This is a genomic window from Burkholderia sp. MS389, assembly GCF_016899425.1.
In the GTDB taxonomy this organism is placed as follows: domain Bacteria; phylum Pseudomonadota; class Gammaproteobacteria; order Burkholderiales; family Burkholderiaceae; genus Burkholderia; species Burkholderia sola.
The window spans coordinates 283,558-301,427 of record NZ_CP045994.1 but is presented as its reverse complement, the minus strand read 5'-3'; the positions used below and the strand labels follow the sequence as shown (position 1 = coordinate 301,427).

The 17,870-nt window shown below is 67.2% G+C and carries 19 protein-coding genes and 1 riboswitch; of the genes, 8 read left to right on the top strand and 11 right to left on the bottom strand.

Annotated features, from left to right (window positions below; translation table 11 throughout):
* Window positions 1–35 precede the first annotated feature (35 nt).
* A complete protein-coding gene (locus GJG85_RS01350; protein WP_176016556.1) occupies window positions 36–464 on the bottom strand; it encodes a YraN family protein in 429 nt (142 codons plus the stop codon).
* A 46-nt stretch (window positions 465–510) separates the two neighbouring features.
* On the opposite strand from GJG85_RS01350, the gene rsmI reads away from it, so the two are divergent.
* On the top strand, window positions 511–1,398 hold the full coding sequence (rsmI, locus tag GJG85_RS01345; RefSeq protein ID WP_124556836.1) for a 16S rRNA (cytidine(1402)-2'-O)-methyltransferase: 888 nt from the start codon (window positions 511–513) through the stop codon (window positions 1,396–1,398).
* Between the two features lie 103 nt (window positions 1,399–1,501).
* On the opposite strand, the gene GJG85_RS01340 is transcribed toward rsmI, so the two are convergent.
* Window positions 1,502–2,113 carry a septal ring lytic transglycosylase RlpA family protein gene (locus GJG85_RS01340; RefSeq protein WP_050011835.1) on the bottom strand — a complete coding sequence of 204 codons (612 nt, stop codon included), beginning with the start codon at window positions 2,111–2,113 and terminating at the stop codon, window positions 1,502–1,504.
* Between GJG85_RS01340 and GJG85_RS01335 the strand changes: the two genes are divergently transcribed.
* The 4 genes from GJG85_RS01335 to GJG85_RS01320 all read left to right on the top strand — a co-directional run bounded on the left by GJG85_RS01335 (window position 1,995) and on the right by GJG85_RS01320 (window position 4,621).
* Window positions 1,995–2,309, top strand: coding sequence for a hypothetical protein (locus GJG85_RS01335; protein WP_162484451.1), 315 nt, complete (start codon window positions 1,995–1,997; stop codon window positions 2,307–2,309). The two genes, GJG85_RS01340 and GJG85_RS01335, sit on opposite strands and share 119 nt — an antisense overlap.
* 461 nt (window positions 2,310–2,770) lie before the next feature.
* The gene (locus GJG85_RS01330; protein WP_050011834.1) at window positions 2,771–3,415 is read left to right on the top strand and encodes an MBL fold metallo-hydrolase; all 645 of its coding nucleotides are present in this window, start codon (window positions 2,771–2,773) and stop codon (window positions 3,413–3,415) included.
* Window positions 3,412–4,071, top strand: a complete 660-nt coding sequence (locus tag GJG85_RS01325; RefSeq protein WP_050011833.1) for an exonuclease — start codon at window positions 3,412–3,414, stop codon at window positions 4,069–4,071. Before GJG85_RS01330 ends, GJG85_RS01325 begins: the two co-directional genes overlap by 4 nt.
* 79 nt (window positions 4,072–4,150) lie before the next feature.
* Window positions 4,151–4,621: an Lrp/AsnC family transcriptional regulator gene (locus GJG85_RS01320; RefSeq protein ID WP_006477376.1), complete on the top strand. Its 471-nt coding sequence runs from the start codon at window positions 4,151–4,153 to the stop codon at window positions 4,619–4,621.
* A 57-nt stretch (window positions 4,622–4,678) separates the two neighbouring features.
* On the opposite strand, the gene GJG85_RS01315 is transcribed toward GJG85_RS01320, so the two are convergent.
* From GJG85_RS01315 to GJG85_RS01305, 3 genes are all read right to left on the bottom strand, one after another.
* Window positions 4,679–5,836: a cation diffusion facilitator family transporter gene (locus GJG85_RS01315; RefSeq protein WP_050011832.1), complete on the bottom strand. Its 1,158-nt coding sequence runs from the start codon at window positions 5,834–5,836 to the stop codon at window positions 4,679–4,681.
* Between the two features lie 242 nt (window positions 5,837–6,078).
* On the bottom strand, window positions 6,079–6,372 hold the full coding sequence (locus GJG85_RS01310; protein WP_006491875.1) for an H-NS histone family protein: 294 nt from the start codon (window positions 6,370–6,372) through the stop codon (window positions 6,079–6,081).
* A 359-nt stretch (window positions 6,373–6,731) separates the two neighbouring features.
* On the bottom strand, window positions 6,732–7,391 hold the full coding sequence (locus tag GJG85_RS01305) for a pyridoxamine 5'-phosphate oxidase family protein (protein ID WP_089488052.1): 660 nt from the start codon (window positions 7,389–7,391) through the stop codon (window positions 6,732–6,734).
* A 179-nt stretch (window positions 7,392–7,570) separates the two neighbouring features.
* Here GJG85_RS01305 and GJG85_RS01300 point away from each other — a divergent pair, with 179 nt between their 5' ends.
* Window positions 7,571–8,788 carry an MFS transporter gene (locus GJG85_RS01300; RefSeq protein ID WP_050012092.1) on the top strand — a complete coding sequence of 406 codons (1,218 nt, stop codon included), beginning with the start codon at window positions 7,571–7,573 and terminating at the stop codon, window positions 8,786–8,788.
* An 88-nt stretch (window positions 8,789–8,876) separates the two neighbouring features.
* Here the strand turns inward: GJG85_RS01300 and GJG85_RS01295 are convergent, their stop codons facing one another.
* Together GJG85_RS01295 and GJG85_RS01290 are read right to left on the bottom strand one after the other, a co-directional pair.
* Window positions 8,877–10,019 carry a branched-chain amino acid ABC transporter substrate-binding protein gene (locus GJG85_RS01295; protein ID WP_050011830.1) on the bottom strand — a complete coding sequence of 381 codons (1,143 nt, stop codon included), beginning with the start codon at window positions 10,017–10,019 and terminating at the stop codon, window positions 8,877–8,879.
* A gap of 437 nt (window positions 10,020–10,456) precedes the next feature.
* Entirely contained in the window at window positions 10,457–11,539 is a 1,083-nt protein-coding gene (locus tag GJG85_RS01290; RefSeq protein ID WP_089488051.1) for a nitronate monooxygenase, read from the bottom strand.
* Window positions 11,540–11,762: 223 nt separating this feature from the next.
* Between GJG85_RS01290 and GJG85_RS01285 the strand changes: the two genes are divergently transcribed.
* A complete protein-coding gene (locus GJG85_RS01285; RefSeq protein WP_050011828.1) occupies window positions 11,763–12,455 on the top strand; it encodes a dienelactone hydrolase family protein in 693 nt (230 codons plus the stop codon).
* An 81-nt stretch (window positions 12,456–12,536) separates the two neighbouring features.
* Window positions 12,537–14,015: an amidase family protein gene (locus GJG85_RS01280; RefSeq protein ID WP_050012091.1), complete on the top strand. Its 1,479-nt coding sequence runs from the start codon at window positions 12,537–12,539 to the stop codon at window positions 14,013–14,015.
* Between the two features lie 105 nt (window positions 14,016–14,120).
* Here the strand turns inward: GJG85_RS01280 and metF are convergent, their stop codons facing one another.
* The 4 genes from metF to GJG85_RS01260 all read right to left on the bottom strand — a co-directional run bounded on the left by metF (window position 14,121) and on the right by GJG85_RS01260 (window position 17,862).
* Entirely contained in the window at window positions 14,121–14,951 is an 831-nt protein-coding gene (gene metF, locus GJG85_RS01275; RefSeq protein WP_050011827.1) for a methylenetetrahydrofolate reductase [NAD(P)H], read from the bottom strand.
* A 34-nt stretch (window positions 14,952–14,985) separates the two neighbouring features.
* On the bottom strand, window positions 14,986–15,339 hold the full coding sequence (locus GJG85_RS01270; protein ID WP_011882923.1) for a phage holin family protein: 354 nt from the start codon (window positions 15,337–15,339) through the stop codon (window positions 14,986–14,988).
* 96 nt (window positions 15,340–15,435) lie between these two features.
* Window positions 15,436–16,854: an adenosylhomocysteinase gene (gene ahcY, locus GJG85_RS01265; protein WP_050011826.1), complete on the bottom strand. Its 1,419-nt coding sequence runs from the start codon at window positions 16,852–16,854 to the stop codon at window positions 15,436–15,438.
* Window positions 16,855–16,886: 32 nt separating this feature from the next.
* Window positions 16,887–17,015: riboswitch (S-adenosyl-L-homocysteine riboswitch) on the bottom strand.
* Between the two features lie 112 nt (window positions 17,016–17,127).
* Window positions 17,128–17,862, bottom strand: a complete 735-nt coding sequence (locus GJG85_RS01260) for an RNA polymerase sigma factor FliA (protein ID WP_006484033.1) — start codon at window positions 17,860–17,862, stop codon at window positions 17,128–17,130.
* Between the last annotated feature and the right edge of the window lie 8 nt (window positions 17,863–17,870).

The window sequence follows — 17,870 nt, the reverse complement described above, 5'->3', positions numbered from 1 at the left end:
GGCAAGAACTCTTTACATCTCGTCACAGCTCGCGGCTATGCATCGTCGGTACGAAATGCGTCGCGCAGCCACGCAAGCCGTCCGGCCTCGAACGCGACGACGTCGAAACGGCACGCGGCGCCGGCGCCGTGCCGCGACCAGAACTGCAACGCCGCCGCGACCAGACGCCGCCGCTTGCGCCAGCCGACGCTCGCGGCCGCGCCGCCGTGCCGGGTGCTGCGCCGCGCGCGCACTTCGACGAATACGAGCATGCCGTCTGGCTCGCGCATCACGAGATCGAGCTCGCCGCCGCGCATCGTCACGTTCGCGGCAACGAACCCGAGGCCACGACGCTCGAGAAACTGCCGCGCGCGCTGCTCGAACGCCGCGCCGACCGGTTTGGATCGCGCCGCGCCGGAAAAGTTGTCGCCCGAACGCGGCCGATCGCTGGCGCCCTCCGGCCGCGCCGGCGCCGCGTGGCACAATGCCGTCCTTGTTCCGCTCGTGCCGCGATTGCGTGCATTGCCTGCCATGACTGCCCTCCTCGAACTCGCGCATACGCAGCACTACCCGGACGCCGCGCTCTACGTGGTCGCCACGCCGATCGGCAATACGGCCGACATCACGCTGCGCGCGCTGCACGTGCTCGGCCTCGCCGACCGCATCGCGGCCGAAGACACCCGCAATACGGGCCAGCTGCTCGCCCGCTACGGGATCTCGAAACCGCTCGTCGCCGTGCACGAGCACAACGAACGCGAAGCCGCGCAGCGCGTGATCGAACTGCTGCGTGGCGGCGAACGCGTGGCCTACGTGTCGGACGCCGGCACGCCGGGCATCTCGGACCCCGGCGCGCGGCTCGTCGACGCCGTGCGCGCGGCCGGCTTCCCGGTGGTTCCGCTGCCGGGCCCAAGCGCGGCCGTGACCGCGCTGAGCGTGGCCGGCGACTGGGCCGGCGCGTTCACGTTCGCTGGCTTCCTGCCGCCGAAGGCGAAACAGCGCGCGACCGCGCTGCAGGCGCTGGCGTCGCACCCGTACGCGCTGGTGTTCTACGAAGCGCCGCACCGGATCGCCGAAACCGTCGACGCGCTCGCCGACGCGTTCGGCCCCGCGCGCCGGCTGCTGATCGCGCGCGAGCTCACCAAGCTACACGAGCAACTGTTTCAGGGCACCCTGGCCGAAGGACAGAGCTGGCTCGCCGGCGATGCGAACCGGCAGCGCGGCGAGTTCGTGCTGGTCGTCGAAGGCGCGCCGGCGGCAAGCGGCGAAGCCGACGACACCGCGCACGACGCGCTGCTCAGGCTGCTGCTGGAAGAGGTGCCGGTGAAGAGCGCGGCCAAGCTCGCGGCCGCGCTGACGGGCGCATCGCGCAACACGCTGTATGCGCGTGCGCTCGTGCTGAAGGAAGGCGACGAAGGCTGACGCGCGACGCCGCCGCGCGGAAACACAAAGGGCTGCCGGAAGGCAGCCCTTTGCGCAGGAGCGGACGATCCGCCGGGTTGTTGCGTCGGGTTGTTGCGCCGCGTTACTTCGCCGAGATCGATGCGAACATTTCGTTGCGTGCATCGCGCGCTTCCTGCGGCGACAGCCCTTCGATCTTCACGCGGCCCGTGCCGGCGTGCACGAGGCCGATCACCTTGGCCGCCGCATACGACAGGTCGAGCACACGGCCGCGCTTGAACGGCCCGCGATCGTTGACCTTCACGACGACCCACTTGCCGGTCGATGCGTTCGTCACCTTGATGTACGACGACAGCGGCAGCGTGCGGTGCGCGGCGGTGAACGCGTTCATGTTGAAACGTTCGCCGTTCGCGGTGCGGCGGCCGTGGAAATCCCGCCCGTACCACGATGCGCGGCCGCTCTGGCGGAAATCGGACACATCCTTGCCGTCGATCGGCTCGGCATCCGCCAGCGACGACTTCTTCGCGTCCTTGCTGTCGGCAGCCGGCATCGATGCCAGCGCGGAATCGAAATTGAGCGGCTGCTTGTCGTCGTCCGCCTTCGCGGCGGCGGCGGTCTTGTCGACCGCCTTCTTCTGGCTCACGCTGCCGGTGGTCTGGCTGGATGGCACCGCACAGCCCGTCAGCGCAAAAAACAATGCAATGGTTCCGAATCGGCTCGGAAAACGTAAATTCATCGACGTGTCGCCTTCTGGTTCGGGCCGCATCGATACAACGCTGCTTCACAACGCAGACATATGCGGCCCGGACGGCAAATGCGTGCACGCCCCGCTCGAATGCGAGCAGGCGGCTAGCATGGGCGCGGCGTTCGTCCTGGCCGCAACCGTCCTGATTAGCTTTCACGTCTGGCGCAACCTGTCCCCAACAGCCTGACCAGACCCCACATGCCGCCATCGAACATGGCTCCACGTTCGCGCGCGTCGCTACGACCAACGCACAGGAACGGCGGCACAGGCCTCATCCGGCGGCGCGGCAGCAGGGCCGCAGGCGGGCGCGCAGCACCCGGCCGGACAAGACGTGAGCACCGACTGCTCGGTGCTGGATACACCGCCGGACTCCCCGGCGGCTGATGCTTGACGGTGGATCGGACGCCTCGTTTAACGGGGCCGATACACCAGCGAATGGCGTGAAATTCACGCGCAATGGGGCGCATTATACATAAATCAAAACCTTGTCTCGAAAAGGGCCCCCGGCGGACCATTGATTCTCGCTATGGCTGTAACAATCGGCATGCTCCGGGAATGCCCTGATCCGCGTGCTGCGGCATGCATCGTACGCACGGCAGGCCACACGCGCGACCGGTACAATCGCTCCTTTTAGCCGCCGGTGCCCTCATGAAAGTCACGCTCATTCCGGTCACGCCGTTCCAGCAGAACTGCTCGCTGCTCGTCTGCGAGAAGACGGGCCGCGCCGCCGTCGTCGATCCGGGCGGCGATCTCGACCGGATCGAACAGGAAGTCGCGCGGCAGAACGTGCAGGTCGAGAAAGTGCTGCTCACGCACGGGCACATCGATCACTGCGCGGGCGCGAAGACGCTCGCGACGCGCTACGGCGTGCCGATCGAGGGGCCGCAGGAAGAAGAACGCTTCTGGATCGAGAAGCTGCCGACGCAGAGCGAGCGCTTCGGCTTTCCGGCCGCCGACGTGTTCGAGCCCGACCACTGGCTGAACGACGGCGACACCGTGCGGTTCGGCGACGAGACGCTCGAGGTCTATCACTGCCCGGGCCACACGCCCGGCCACGTCGTGTTCTTCAGCCGCGCGCATCGCGTCGCGATCGTCGGCGACGTGCTGTTCGCGGGCTCGATCGGCCGCACCGATTTCCCGCGCGGCAATCACGAGGATCTCGTGCGTTCGATCAAGGAAAAGCTGTGGCCGCTCGGCGACGACGTCACGTTCGTGCCCGGCCACGGCCCGGTGTCGACGTTCGGCGACGAGCGCCGCACGAACCCGTTCGTATCCGACAAGGTATTCGGATGAACCAGACCGCCATCCCGGAAATTTACGTCAGCACCGACGTCGAAGCCGACGGCCCGATTCCCGGCCCGCATTCGATGCTGAGCTTCGCGTCGGCCGCCTATACCGAGGACAAGCAACTGATCGCGACGTTCTCGGCGAACCTCGAGACGCTGCCCGGCGCCAGCGCTCACCCGGTGCAGGAAGCGTGGTGGAAGACCGAGCCCGAAGCCTGGGCCGCGTGCCGGCGCGATCTGCAGACGCCCGACGCGGCGCTGGTCGCGTACGTCGAATGGGTCGAGGCGCTGCCCGGCAAGCCGGTGTTCGTCGCGATGCCGGCCGGCTTCGATTTCACGTTCATGTTCTGGTACATGATGCGGTTCGCGGGGCGCTGCCCGTTCTCGTGGTCGGCGCTCGACATCAAGACGCTCGCGTTCGCGATGACGGGCCTGCCGTACCGCAAGGCGATCAAGCCGCGCTTTCCGAAGCACTGGTTCGACGACCATCCGCACACGCACGTCGCGCTCGACGACGCGATCGAGCAAGGCGCGCTGTTCTGCAACATGCTCGCCGACCTGCGCCGGCAGCAGGCCGCGCTCGCGGGCCTGGCCGTGTCGGATACCGATCGGTCGGAAAGCGCGGGGGCGGGACAAAATCCCACGGATCCGCGAGCAAATTAGCGAATCTCGCTCAACGGCGCGTCGCCAGATTGCCTTTCGTTCCCCGGCGCTCTAACATTCAGCGTGTTGTAGCTGCCGCATGGAGGCGCAGGTGACGCTCGATTCCTTTTCGCAAAAAATCCTTCGCCTGTTGCAGCTCGACGCGCGCCGTTCCGTTCAGGAAATCTCCGACCAGGTCGGGCTGTCGAGCACGCCGTGCTGGCGCCGCATCAAGGACATGGAACAGTCGGGCGTGATCCAGCGCTACACGGCGCTGCTCGATCGCGAGAAGCTCGGCCTGCACGTCTGCGCGCTCGCGCACGTGCACCTGACGCGCCACAACGAAGGCGGCGTCGAGCAGTTCGAGCGCGAGATCGCGACCTGCCCGGAAGTCACCGAGTGCTACAGCACGACCGGCGAAGCCGATTACATCCTCAAGATCGTCGCGCCGGACATCAAGGCCTACGACGTGTTCCTGCACGAACGCATCTTCAAGATCCCGGCCGTGTCGCAGGTGCGCACGAGCGTCGTGCTGCGCGAAATCAAGTTCGACACGCAACTGCCGCTGTAACGCGCGGGCCTGCCCTGCGGCGGGCCGCGTTCGCCGGTGCCGGCCGCCGGTTGCCGGTCACGTCTGCCCGGTCAACGTGCGCGTGAAGCCGATCCGGCGTGCGCCGAACTCGCGCTTCAGCGTGTCGATGTCGAGCCGGGCGGCCAGCGCCGCATCGGTGTCGCGCGGATCGCCGTCGAGCGTCACGTCGACCTCGAGCCCCGTACTCAGGTAATGCAGGTTGATCGCCGCCGCATGCAGCCCGCGCTGCGCGAGCGCGGCCTCGAGCCGCGCCGCCAGTTCGCCGCGCGGCGGCAGCGCGAGCGCCGGACGGCGCGCCGCATCGTTCTCCGGGTCGACATGGATCAGCGCATCGAGCACGCGCGGGTCGGACAGCACGCGCGCCCGCGCGGTCTCGGCGATGTAATGCCCTTCCGAGACGGAGATCTTCGGATCGACGAGGATGTGCGCGTCCACGAGCGCGGCATCGCCCATCTTGCGCGTGCGCAGGTCGTGCACGTCGCGCACGCCGGGCGTCGCGACGAGCAGCGCGCGGATCTCGGCCGTGTCGGCCGTATCGAGCGCGCGGTCGGAGAGGTCCTGCAACGCGTCATAGCCGAACGTCCAGCCCATGCGCGCGACCATGAAGCCGACGATCGCCGCCGCGATCGGGTCGAGCAGCCGCACACCGGCCAGGCTGCCGACGATGCCGATCGCGACGACGAGCGACGACGCCGCATCCGAACGCGCATGCCATGCGTTGGCGACGAGCATCGCCGAGCGCACGCGCCGCGCTTCGCGCAGCATGTAGCGAAACAGCGCTTCCTTCGACACGAGTACCGTCAGCGCCACGATCAGCGCGGAAAAATGCACGGCCGGAATGTTTTCGAGATTAACGAGGCGGTCGCCGGCGCGCCAGAGCATGCCGATACCGACCGCGATCAGGATCGCGCCGAGAAACAGCGACGCGACCGTCTCGTAGCGGCTATGGCCGTAATTGTGGTCGGCATCCGGCGATGCGCCGCTATGCCGATTCGCAACCAGCACGACAAAATCCGAGATCAAATCGGAAATCGAATGCACACCGTCCGCAATCAATGCTTGCGAATGCGCAATCACGCCGACCGCGATCTGAAATGTCGCAAGTACGACATTGAGGACAATACTGACGAGCGTGCTCTTGCGCGCAACGGCGTGCTTATCTGCGCTCTGCGCGTCGCCGGAAAACGTGGACATGAAATATGAGATATCGGTGTGCGGTACGCAATTCTATCAAAGGCGCCCCGCAAGACCGGCCAATATCCACAAATTTCTCATTTAAATCAATCGCTTATGCGAACGTGTCGCATTTTCATTCACCGGACATGCTTACAGCTTCATGACGACCCGGCTGGGCCGCCGGTGTCCGGAAAACAAAAAAGCCGCGCTCCTCGACGGACACGCGGCTCTTTCGAAGAGCGGGCAACCTAAACGAACGCTTAAATCGCAAACTGTTCGCGGTTCTTGCCGGCGATCCAGCGCGGCGGCTTGCCACGACCCGACCACGTCGCGCCCGTTTCCGGATCGCGATACTTGGCCGCCACGCCTGCGCGCGGACGACCGACCTTGCCGGCCTTCGCGCGGCTGAGGCCGAGTTCGGCGAGCGAAAAGCCGTAGTCGGCAATTTTCTGCTTCACGTCATTCAGCACTTCAGCGTATTCACGCGACTTCGCTTCTTCGATTTGCTTCTCCAGCTTCTCCCGCTGGGCCAGCAGGTCCTTGTAAGAAGACATAGTTTCCCTTTCTATCTATCTGACCAATGGCGCCGGTCTGAGCCAGCTCACCATTCATGAAATATATGTGCCTCGGATTTTTGAAGGCAGAGATTAGCACAAAAAAGATTTGATAGAAGCGAGATTCATGAAAATCCCGAGATCAATTGAAATTCGCACATGTCATTTTGACCGGCCGCGGCCTTTTCTCAAATTTTTACGCTCCTCCATAGAGATTAGGACATTAGCGATTGGCTATTAGGTCTTTCAACATACGCAATTACCCTGCATTGAAGAAAATCAAAGCTTTCATCGGACGAGAGTTTCGCGAAAACCAGATGACGCCGTTTGCTAAACGAACAAATCACTGACCCGTGACGTCACGTCACATCCTTTGCGCGGGCGATCAGCTGTTCGCGCAGCGCACCGATGTCGGCCGACGGCGCGTCGAACGGCGTGCGCACGCGGCGGCCGTCGCATCGCCAGTCCGCGCCATGGCGATCGACGCCGAGCAGGTCGAGCCCGTCTCGGCGGGCGTCGCCCGCGTCGTATGCCGCCCACAGTGCCCGTTCGTCGTCGAACGCGAGCGGCGGCAGCGCATCGAGCTGCACGCCGTCGATCCAGCCCATCCGCCCGAACCCGACGATATGGCGCAACCGCTCGATCTCGAGCGCCCAGAACCCGAAATCGCCGAGCGCGAGATAGCGCGCGGCGCCCGGTTCGTAGCGCAGGTAACGCGCGGCGACGTGCGGATCGTCGCCGAGCAGCACGAACCGGCCCAGCAGCGTCGCACGCTCGGCACTCAACACATCGCCGGGGCTGGCGTCGACGACGAGGAAACCCGCGCGCGGATCGGCGGCGAGATTGCGCGTGTGCTCGGCCAGACCGCTCACCAGGATCACCGGCCGATGGCTTGCATCGGGTGCAAACGGCACGACCGTCGGATACGGGAAGCCCTCCGGTTCGCGCGCATGGGTGGCGAGCGTGCCGAACGTGCAGCGGTGCAGCAGATGCAGCGCGAAGGCGGGATCGATGTTCAAGGTGACTCCTGCGGTCGAAAGGCGGCGCGTCGGCCAGGGTTTCGATGTTACCCGCGGGCGCCGCACGCCGCGCATCGGCCGAACGGCCATCGCCCGGCAGGATCGTAAGCGGTTCGATAGAATCGGACAAATCCGATCGGCGCCGCGTGCGCCCGCGCATTTTCCTGACGAGCCTTCCCGTGTCCGAATCCCCTTCCTCCGAATCGCCGTCCCCGTTCGCCGCGCCGCCCGACGCGCATCGCGTGCTGCCGCTGCCGGCGCGCCAGCGCGCGCGCACGGCGTCGATGGCGCTGTTCTTCGTCGCCGGCATGATGTACGCGTCGTGGGGCGTGCACGTGCCGACCGTGCGCGACAAGTTCGCGCTGAGCCCCGGGCTGCTGTCGATCGCGCTGTTCGCGGTCGCCGGCGGGTCGATCGCCGCGATGCTGACCATCGCGCGCTGGATCGCGCGCGTCGGCTCGCGCACCGCGTGCGTCGCCGGCGGGCTCGTGATGTCCGCGTGCGCGGCGCTGATCCTCGTCGTGCCCGACTACTGGATGCTGCTCGTGGTGCTCGCGCTGTTCGGCTTCTCGATGGCGACACTCGACGTCGCGATGAACGCCGAGGCCAGCGCGGTCGAAATCGCGCTCGGCAAGCCGATCATGTCGTCGCTGCACGGGATGTTCAGCATCGGCGGGATGGCCGGCGCGGCGGCCGGCGGCGCGCTGCTGTCGGCCGGCATGGCGCCGGTCGCGCATCTCGCGCTCGCGGCGGCGGCGAGCGCCGCGGTGCTCGTGGCCGCGAGCCCGGCCGTGCTGCCGCACGTACCGCACCACGAACAGGTGCACGGCGGCGGCAACCGCTGGCGCTCGCCCGCGTTGTGGATGCTCGGCGGCATCGCGCTGGTTGCGCTGATCGCCGAAGGCGCGATGTACGACTGGGCGACCGTCTACATGCGCGACGTCGTCGCGGCAAGCCCCGCGCTCGCGAGCGCCGCGTACGCGGCGTTCTCCGGCGGGATGGCCATCGCGCGCTTCGCGGGCGACGCGGTGCGCGCCCGCTTCGGCGCGCCGCAGCTCGTGTTCGCGAGCGCGTCGCTCGCCTGTGCGGGGATGATCGGCGCGCTGCTGCTGCCGAATCCGGTCGCGGTGCTGACCGGTTTCACGCTGATGGGCCTCGGGCTGGCCAACATGATGCCGGTGCTGTTCGCGGCCGCCGCGCGCGTGAAGGGCATCCACGCGGCCGAAGGGCTCGCGCACGTGGCCGGGCTCGCGTATTTCGGACTGCTGTTCGGTCCGGTCGTGATCGGCGCGGTCGCGCAGGCCGCGAACCTGACGATCGGCCTGTCGGTCGTCGCACTGTGCGCGGCGCTCGTCGCGCTCGTCGCACCCAGGGTGCTCGCGCACCTGAAGATCTGACGGCGCGGCGGCGTAAGCCGGCCCAAAAAGAAAGCGCGCATGCGTTGCCGCATGCGCGCTTTCCCCCCTTCTGTCGGCCGCTGAAGCGTTACATCTTCACTTCGTCGAGCAGCGACTTCTTGCCGCTCTTGTAGTTGTACAGCGAAATCACGCCGTGCTGCAGGTCGCCCTTCGCGTCGAAGGTCGTCGTGCCGATCACGCCCGTGTACTTCGTCGCCGGCATCGCCGCGAGGATCTTCGCCGTGTCGGTCGAGTTCGCGCGCTTCATCGCGTCGGCGATGATGTACACGGCGTCATACGTGAACGGTGCGTAGATCTGGATCGGCTGGCCGAAGCGCTTCTCGTACTTCGCCTTGAACGCCGCGCCGCCCGGCATCTTCTCGAGCGAGGCACCGGCTTCCGAGCACACGATGTTGTCGGTCGCGTCGCCGGCCAGGTCGGCCAGCTTTTCCGTGCACACGCCGTCGCCCGCGAAGATCTTCGCGCGCAGGCCGAGTTGCTTCGCCTGTTTCGCGAACGGGCCGCCGGTGGCGTCCATGCCGCCGTACATGATCGCGTCCGGGTTTTCGCCCTTGATCTTCGTCAGAATCGCGCGGAAGTCGACCGCCTTGTCGTTCGTCGCGTCATGCGACATCACCTTCAGGCCGAGCGCCTTCGCCTTCTTCTCGAACTCGTTCGCGAGACCCTGGCCGTACGCGGTCGAATCGTCGACCACCGCCACGCTCTTGATGCCCTTCGAGTGCGCGTAGTTCGCCAGTGCCGGGCCCTGCTGCGCATCGGTCGCCACCACGCGGTACGTGGTCTTGAAGCCTTGCTGCGTGTAGGCCGGGTTGGTCGCCGACGGCGAGATCTGCACGATGCCCGCATCGCTGTAGATCTTCGAGGCCGGGATCGACGTGCCCGAGTTCAGGTGGCCGACCACCGCGACGACCTTGTCGTCGACGAGCTTCTGCGCAACCTGCGTCGCCTGCCGCGGGTCGGCGGCGTCATCCTGCGGGTCGAGTTGCAGCGTGATCTTCTGGCCGCCGATCGTGAGACCCTTCGCGTTGATCTCCTCGACTGCGAGACGCGCGCCGTTTTCGTTGTCCTTGCCCAGGTGTGCAATGCCGCCCGTCAACGGCGCGACGTGGCCGATCTTGACGACTTGATCGGCGGACGCGTTGCTTGCAGCTGCAGCGCACAGCATTGCCGCTGCGGTGATCGGCAACAGCTTTTGCATCTTGATATTCATGTAAGTCTCCAGTTCGGTCCCAAAAAACGCCATCGCCCGGTGCCCCGCTGCCATCCCCGTGTTTGCAATCACTGGACGATTCGCCGGTTGCATCCTTCATGCACTTGGCCTCAAGCACGTGAAAACCGCCGCTTTTAGCAGCCGCCCGCTCGTACTTGCGCGCAAGTGTAGGTGATCAAATTAATTTGTGGGACTTTTTTAGGATAGTGGTAACACTACCGATATGCGCGCTTTGGAAGGATGATTCGAATCGCGCTGCAAGCCCCGGCGGATAAGGGTTTCCGCTAATTTCGACGCACTGTCGAAAGGTCGTTTCAAGCGAGTCGCGCGGGCATTTCGATTCGGTATTTTGTGACCTGGATCATTGAATGAAACGCGCGTGACACCACGCGCGTTTCGTCGCCCCACATGAACGGCTCAAGCGGCCGAAACGGTGTTCAGGCAGCCGATGCGCGCCATTCCGCATCGAGCGCGGCGACCAGCTGCGACGTCGTCAGCGCATCGCCGCGCCGCCGCGCGAGCGGCGCGCCCTGGCCGGCCCACAGCGACAGGTAGTCGCCGTCGTTCGCGCGCGCGGCCGCCTGCCGCAGCGGCTGGGTCAGCGCGTTCTGCACCGGATACGGTGGGACGTCGACCACGTGCTCGCCGAGCCGCGCCATCAGCGCGTTGCGCAGCCCGCGTGCGTGACGGCCGGTGATCGCACGGGTGACCTGCGTCGACGTATCGGCGCTCGCGAGCAGACGCGCCTTCCAGTCCGCGGCGATCGCGCTTTCCGCGCACGTGAGGAACGCGGTGCCGAGTTGCGCGGCCTGCGCGCCAAGCGCGAGCGCGGCCGCGATGCCGCGGCCGTCCATGATGCCGCCCGCGGCCAGCACCGGCAGGCCCGTCGCGTCGACGAGCTGCGGGACGAGCGCGAGCGTGCCGATCAGCGCGTCGTCGGCGGCACCGATGAAGGTGCCGCGGTGGCCGCCCGCCTCGGCGCCCTGCGCGGAGATCGCGTCGGCGCCGGCCGCCTGCCACGCGAGCCCTTCGGCCACGTGCGTCGCGGTGCCGATCACATAGGTGCCGGCGGCTTTCAGGCGTGCGACGTCGGCTGCGTCGAGCACGCCGAACGTGAAGCTCGCGACCGGCACGCGCAGCGCGACGAGCGCATCGAGCTGCGCGCGGAAATCGGGCGCGTAGCGCGCGGGCGCCGTGCCCGGCGGCAAGCCGAGCGTGGCATTCAGCGGGTCGATCGCCGCCAGCGCGCGCGCGACGGTCGCCGCGTCGGGCGCGGCTTCATCGGGCAACACGAACAGGTTGATCGCGAACGGGCGATCGGTCGCCGCGCGGATCGCGGCGACTTCGGCGTCGATCCGTTCGGGCGCGAGCGCGCCGGCGCCGAGGCTGCCGAGCGCACCGGCATTCGATGCGGCGGCGACCATCGCGGTCGTGGTCGCGCCGACCATCGGCGCCTGCACGAGCGGCAGACGCAGGCCGAAGCGTGCGGAAAAGGGCGTGGAAAACGAGCGGGCAGACATGGCGAATCCTTCGATGACGGTGCGCGAAAGCGCTTTGTAAAGGCCGGTACATCGACTCTATCGAAGCGGCTCGGCGCCGAAAAATGAATAATCGAGATCGAAACGATCGCTGCGCGAGAAGCGGCCGCGTGCGCTGCAGCAGCGGGCGATTGGTGGCACACTAGGCCGCCTCTTTTCATCCCCGGGGGCGCCTCCCGCACCCCGCACGCCAGGAGTTCAGAACGTGACTGCCCAATGGATCGACATCCCGACCGGTAACGACAGCTTCGGCGGCTATCTCGCCCTGCCCAAGCGCGGCAAGGGCCCTGCCGTCATCATCATCCAGGAGATCTTCGGCGTGAACGCGCACATCCGCGCGGTCGCCGATCAGTACGCGGCCGACGGCTTCGTCGCGCTCGCGCCGGACGTATTCTGGCGCACGCAGCCGCGCGTCGAGCTGACCTACGAGGGTGCGGATCGCGACAAGGGCATCGAGCTGCTGAAGAAGACCGACGTGGGTCTCGCGGTCGCGGACATCGTCGCGGCGGCCGACGCGTTGCGCGCGCGCCCCGAAGTGGCCGGCAAGCTCGCCGCGATCGGCTACTGCTTCGGCGGCCAGCTCGCGTATCGCGCGGCCGCGACCGGCAAGCTGGACGCGGCGGTGGCCTATTACGGCGGCGGCATCCAGAATGCGCTCGACCTCGCCGGCCAGGTCACGCAGCCGATCCTGTTCCACTACGCGGAAAACGACCACGGCATTCCGCTCACGGCCGTCGATCAGGTGAAGGCCGCATTCGCCGGCCGCGGCAACGCTTCGTTCCACGTGTACCCGGGCGCCGAGCACGGCTTCAACTGCACGGACCGCGCGTCGTACAACCAGCGCGCCGCGGCGCTCGCGCACGGCCGCACGCTGACCTTCCTCGCCGAGCATCTCTGAAAAGGCCCGGCCGCGGTCCCGGCGCGCCGGGCCCGCGTTATGCTCGCACCATCGCCACGAGTCACAACGGGGGTGACCGCGATGCACTCGGACTATCTCGCGCATGACGCAATCGGCCTCGCCGCGCTCGTGCGCGACCGCCACGCCAGCCCGCGCGAACTGCTCGACGCCGCGATCGGCCAGGCCGAAGCGGTGAACGGCGCGATCAACGCGATCGTGCTGCAGGACTACGAAGCCGCGCGCGCGCGTGCGGCGGCCGCGCCCCAACCCGGCGCCGACGCGCCGTTCGCGGGCGTGCCGTATCTCGTCAAGGATCTCGGCGCGGCGGTCGCCGGGCTGCCGCTGTCGATGGGCAGCCGGCACTACCGGTACTTCGTGCCGGCCGACGATTCGCCGGTGATCGCGCGCAGCCGCGCGGCGGGCCTGAACGTATTCGGCAAGACCAACACGCCCGAGATCGGCCAGATGCCGTACACGGAACCGGAACTGTTCGGCGCGTGCCGCAACCCGTGGAATCTCGACCACACACCCGGCGGGTCGAGCGGCGGCGCGGCGGCGGCCGTCGCGGCCGGCATCGTACCGCTCGCGCATGCGTCCGACGGCGGCGGCTCGATCCGCATTCCGGCGTCGTGCTGCGGGCTGTTCGGGCTGAAGCCGAGCCGCAACCCGGTGCTCGTCGACCTGCCGTCGAACGGCGAACTCGTCGTCCAGCACGCGGTGTCGCGCAGCGTGCGCGACAGTGCGCTGCTGCTCGACGTGACGACCGGCCAGACGCTGCCGCCCGGCGCGCCCGGCACCTTCCTCGGCGCGCTCGATACGCCGCCCGGCCCGCTGCGGATCGGCCTCGTCGTCGATCCGATGCTCGCGCCGGCACTCGCCGACGACACGCGCGCGGCGCTCGACGACGCGGCCGCGCTGCTCGAATCGCTCGGCCACCGCGTCGAGCCGGCGACGCTGCCGATCGACTACGCGCGCGCGGCCGAAACCTTCCTGACGCTGTGGGCGACGATCGCCGAGGACATGGTGCTCGGCGCGCGCGCGCTGACCGGCCGCACGCCCCGGCGCGGCGAATTCGAGGCCGCGACGTGGGCGATGGCGGTGGTCGGCCGACGGCTCGCGCGCACGCGCCTGCCGGACGTGCTCGAATGGCAGCGCCAGCTCACCGTGCAGGTCGCCGGTCTCGTGTCGCGTTACGACGCGATCCTGTGCGCATCGCTCGCGGGGCCGCCGGTGAAGATCGGTGAATTGCAGCCGACGCCGTTCGAATCCGCGCAGATGAAGCTGCTCGCCGCGCTGCCGGTGAAGCCGCTGCTGAAGGAAATGCTCGCGAAATCGTCGGAGAAGGCGTTCGCGTGGGCCGGCTGCACCGAGCTGTTCAACCTGACCGGGCAGCCGGCGATGTCGGTGCCGCTGTACTGGAATGCGCGTGGGCTGCCGATCGGCGTGCAGTTCGCCGCGCGCCACGCCGACGACGCGCTGCTGCTCCGGCTCGCGCGGCAGCTCGAACACGCGCGGCCGTGGTTCGACCGCCGTCCGCCGCTGATGCAGGCGCAGCGCTGATTCGGCGGCTTGCGCCACGCGGCATGCGCGGCGCGTCACGATAAAAAAGCCCCGCCGGCGCAAACCGGCGGGGCTTTCACGCAGGCAACCGCGTGACGGCGCTCGTTACACCGCGAGCCGTTCGCAGATCGTCCTCGTCGCGACCGCTGCGTTCAGCGTATAGAAGTGCAGCCCCGGCACGCCCGCATCGATCAGGCGCTGGCACAGGCTCGTGACGACGTCCGCGCCGAACGCGCGGATCGACTCGCGATCGTCGCCGAAGCTCTCGAGCCGGCGCGCGACCCAGCGCGGCACTTCGGCGCCGCACATCTCGGAGAAGCGCATCAGCTGCGAGAAGTTCGTGATCGGCATGATGCCCGGCACGATCGGCACGTCCACGCCGAGCTTGCGCGTGTCGTCGACGAAGCGGAAATACGCATCCGCGTTGAAGAAGTACTGCGTGATCGCGGAATTCGCGCCGGCTTTCACCTTGCGCGCGAAATTCTCGAGATCGGCCTTCGGCGAACGCGATTGCGGGTGGTACTCCGGATAGCCGGCGACCTCGATGTGGAACCAGTCGCCATGCTCGGCGCGGATGAAGCTGACGAGCTCGGACGCATAGCGCAGCTCGCCGACCTCGCCCATCCCCGACGGCAGGTCGCCGCGCAGCGCGACGATGTGCCGGATGCCGTGCGAGCGGTACTGGTCGAGGATCGCGCGCAGGCTGTCGCGCGACGAGCCGATGCACGACAGGTGCGGCGCGGCCTCGAGGCCGTCCTTCTGCATGTCGAGCACGGTATCGAGCGTGCCCTGCTGCGTCGAGCCGCCGGCGCCGAACGTCACGGAGACGAATTTCGGCTTCAGCGGCAGCAGCTGCGCGCGCGTGGCGCGCAGCTTCTCGACGCCGTCCGCCGTCTTCGGCGGGAAGAATTCAAACGAGAGTTCGATCGGTTTCATGATTCGATGGGGTTGAGCCTGCGCCCGCTCGCCGTCAGCCGATGTCGCGCTGGCCGAAGATCAGGGCGGACAGCAGCCACGACACGATGCTGTACAGGATCGAACCGAAGAACGCGGACCAGAACCCCGACACCTCGAAGCCCTTCAGCAGCGACGACGCGAACCAGAAGCACAGCGCGTTCACGACGAGGATGAACACCCCGAGCGTGACGATCGTGACGGGCAGCGTCAGCAGGATCAACACCGGCCGGATCACCGTGTTGATCAGCCCGAGCACGACCGCGACGATCAGCGCGGTGCCGAAGCTCTTGATGTGGATCGACGGCACGAGGTACGTGATGATCAGCAGCGCGAGCGCGTTGATGACCCAGGTGAGGATGACGCTCATGGAGGGCTCCGGTTCGGTTGTCGATCGGTACGATCGGTGAGCGCCGCCGCGCCGTGCGTCCGCCACGGGCGCGCACGGTGCGGCGGCCGCCGCGCATCAATAGCGATAGTGGTTCGGCTTGAACGGGCCGTCCTTCTGCACGCCGATGTACGCAGCCTGCTCGTCCGACAGCACCGACAGGTTCGCGCCGATGCGCGCGAGGTGCAGGCGCGCGACCTTTTCATCGAGATGCTTCGGCAGCACGTATACCTTGTTCTCGTACTCGTTGCCGCGCACGAACAGCTCGATCTGCGCGAGCGTCTGGTTCGCGAACGAGTTCGACATCACGAACGACGGGTGGCCGGTCGCGCAGCCGAGGTTCACGAGGCGGCCTTCGGCCAGCAGGATCACGCGCTTGCCGTCCGGGAAGATGATGTGGTCGACCTGCGGCTTGATGTTTTCCCACTGGTACTGGCGCGTCGACGCGACGTCGATTTCCGAGTCGAAGTGACCGATGTTGCAGACGATCGCGTTGTGACGCATCGCCTTCATGTGATCGTGGTTGATCACGTGGTAGTTGCCGGTCGCCGTCACGAAGATGTCGGCCTTGTCCGCCGCGTATTCCATCGTCACGACGCGGTAGCCTTCCATCGCCGCCTGCAGCGCGCAGATCGGATCGATTTCGGTGACCCACACGGTCGCGCCCAGGCCGCGCAGCGACTGCGCGCAGCCCTTGCCCACGTCGCCGTAGCCCGCGACGACCGCGACCTTGCCCGCGATCATCACGTCGGTCGCGCGCTTGATGCCGTCGACGAGCGATTCACGGCAGCCGTACAGGTTGTCGAACTTCGACTTCGTGACCGAATCGTTCACGTTGAACGCCGGGAACGGCAGGCGGCCGTCCTTTTCCATCTGGTAGAGACGGTGCACGCCGGTCGTGGTTTCTTCGGTCACGCCCTTGATGTGCGCGAGGCGCTTCGAGTACCAGTTCGCGTCGACGTCGAGGTGCGCCGCGATCGACTTGTACAGCGCGACTTCTTCCTCGTTGGTCGGCTTCGCGATCACCGAACGGTCCTTCTCGGCCTTCGCGCCGAGGATCAGCAGCAGCGTGGCGTCGCCGCCGTCGTCCAGGATCATGTTCGCGAATTCGCCGTTCGGCCATTCGAAGATGCGGTGCGAGAACTCCCAGTATTCGTCGAGCGACTCGCCCTTGAACGCGAACACCGGCGTGCCGGCTTCGACGATCGCGGCCGCCGCGTGATCCTGCGTCGAGAAGATGTTGCACGACGCCCAGCGGACGTCCGCGCCGAGCGCCTTCAGCGTCTCGATCAGCACGCCCGTCTGGATCGTCATGTGCAGGGAACCGGCGATGCGCGCGCCCTTCAGCGGCTGCTGCGCCTTGTATTCGTCGCGGATCTGCACGAGGCCCGGCATTTCGGTCTCGGCGATGTTCAGTTCCTTGCGGCCCCAGCCGGCCAGCGCCATGTCGGCGACGACGTAATCGTGGGAAGCCTTGGAATCGATAATGGCGTTCATCACGCCCTCCTTTCTAAAAAGTTTCTAGATTGGTGACGTGAGCGCCGTTCAGGAAGCGGGGCCGGCGCGACGGTCGCTCGAAACGATCGCCGCACGGCTGCTTGGTGAAGCCTTCCGAGCCTGGCGGACGCTGATGGTCCGTCGCAACGCTCCTCGGAAAACGGAGGGGATTGTAGCAAATCGGCGCGCGAAATGCGCAACGACGACGCGTCGGCACGAGACGCGCGCGGCGCGGGCACGCGCGGCCGTGGCCGAAAGGGCAGGACTTCGGGGTCAGGACTCCGCGCCGACCCACGCCTGTTCGCGCAGCCGTGCGCGCAGGCGCGCGACGGCCTGGCTGTGGAGCTGGCATACGCGCGATTCGCTCACCTCGAGCACCGCGCCGATTTCGCGCAGATTCAGACCCCGTTCGTAGTACAGCGACATCAGCAGCTTCTCGCGCTCCGGCAGCCGCTCGATCGCCTCGACGAGCGCCTCGCGCAGATGCTCGTCGAGCAGCGCCGACAACGGATCGGCATGATCGACGCGATAGCGGTCGAGGAACGGCTCGTCGTCGGCCGCGCGATCGAAATCCTCGTAGTAGATGAGCTGGCTGCCGTGCAGGTCCTGCAGCATCCCCTGGTATTCGTCGAGCGGCATGTTGAGGTGCTGCGCGATCTCGGTCTCGCTCGCCGAGCGGCCGAGGTGCTGCTCGACCTGGTGCACCGCATGCTCGACCTCGCGCGACGTCTTGCGCAGGCTGCGCGGCAGCCAGTCGTTGCTGCGCAGCTCGTCGAGCATCGCGCCGCGGATGCGCTGCGTCGCGTACGTCTCGAACTGCGCGCCCTGGTCTTCCTTGTAGCGGCCGGCCGCGTCCATCAGGCCGATCATGCCGGCCTGGATCAGATCGTCGAGATCGACGCTCGCCGGCATCTTCGCGACGAGTTGCAGTCCGAGGCGGCGCACGAGCGGCGCATATTGCGCGAGCACGTCGGCCTGGGACATCTTTCCTTGAGCGTTGTACATCATGGCTCCCT

What these genes read in the sequence shown, in the direction of transcription:
- rsmI (WP_124556836.1), top strand. Translation starts at nt 511, where the DNA reads ATGACTGCCCTCCTCGAACTCGCGCATACGCAGCACTACCCGGACGCC.
- GJG85_RS01315 (WP_050011832.1), bottom strand. Translation starts at nt 5,836, where the DNA reads ATGTCCACGTTTTCCGGCGACGCGCAGAGCGCAGATAAGCACGCCGTT.
- GJG85_RS01260 (WP_006484033.1), bottom strand. Translation starts at nt 17,862, where the DNA reads ATGATGTACAACGCTCAAGGAAAGATGTCCCAGGCCGACGTGCTCGCG.
- metF (WP_050011827.1), bottom strand. Translation starts at nt 14,951, where the DNA reads ATGAAACCGATCGAACTCTCGTTTGAATTCTTCCCGCCGAAGACGGCG.
- GJG85_RS01295 (WP_050011830.1), bottom strand. Translation starts at nt 10,019, where the DNA reads ATGAATATCAAGATGCAAAAGCTGTTGCCGATCACCGCAGCGGCAATG.
- GJG85_RS01320 (WP_006477376.1), top strand. Translation starts at nt 4,151, where the DNA reads ATGGAGGCGCAGGTGACGCTCGATTCCTTTTCGCAAAAAATCCTTCGC.
- GJG85_RS01280 (WP_050012091.1), top strand. Translation starts at nt 12,537, where the DNA reads ATGCACTCGGACTATCTCGCGCATGACGCAATCGGCCTCGCCGCGCTC.
- GJG85_RS01270 (WP_011882923.1), bottom strand. Translation starts at nt 15,339, where the DNA reads ATGAGCGTCATCCTCACCTGGGTCATCAACGCGCTCGCGCTGCTGATC.
- GJG85_RS01330 (WP_050011834.1), top strand. Translation starts at nt 2,771, where the DNA reads ATGAAAGTCACGCTCATTCCGGTCACGCCGTTCCAGCAGAACTGCTCG.
- GJG85_RS01290 (WP_089488051.1), bottom strand. Translation starts at nt 11,539, where the DNA reads ATGTCTGCCCGCTCGTTTTCCACGCCCTTTTCCGCACGCTTCGGCCTG.
- GJG85_RS01340 (WP_050011835.1), bottom strand. Translation starts at nt 2,113, where the DNA reads ATGAATTTACGTTTTCCGAGCCGATTCGGAACCATTGCATTGTTTTTT.
- GJG85_RS01310 (WP_006491875.1), bottom strand. Translation starts at nt 6,372, where the DNA reads ATGTCTTCTTACAAGGACCTGCTGGCCCAGCGGGAGAAGCTGGAGAAG.
- ahcY (WP_050011826.1), bottom strand. Translation starts at nt 16,854, where the DNA reads ATGAACGCCATTATCGATTCCAAGGCTTCCCACGATTACGTCGTCGCC.
- GJG85_RS01325 (WP_050011833.1), top strand. Translation starts at nt 3,412, where the DNA reads ATGAACCAGACCGCCATCCCGGAAATTTACGTCAGCACCGACGTCGAA.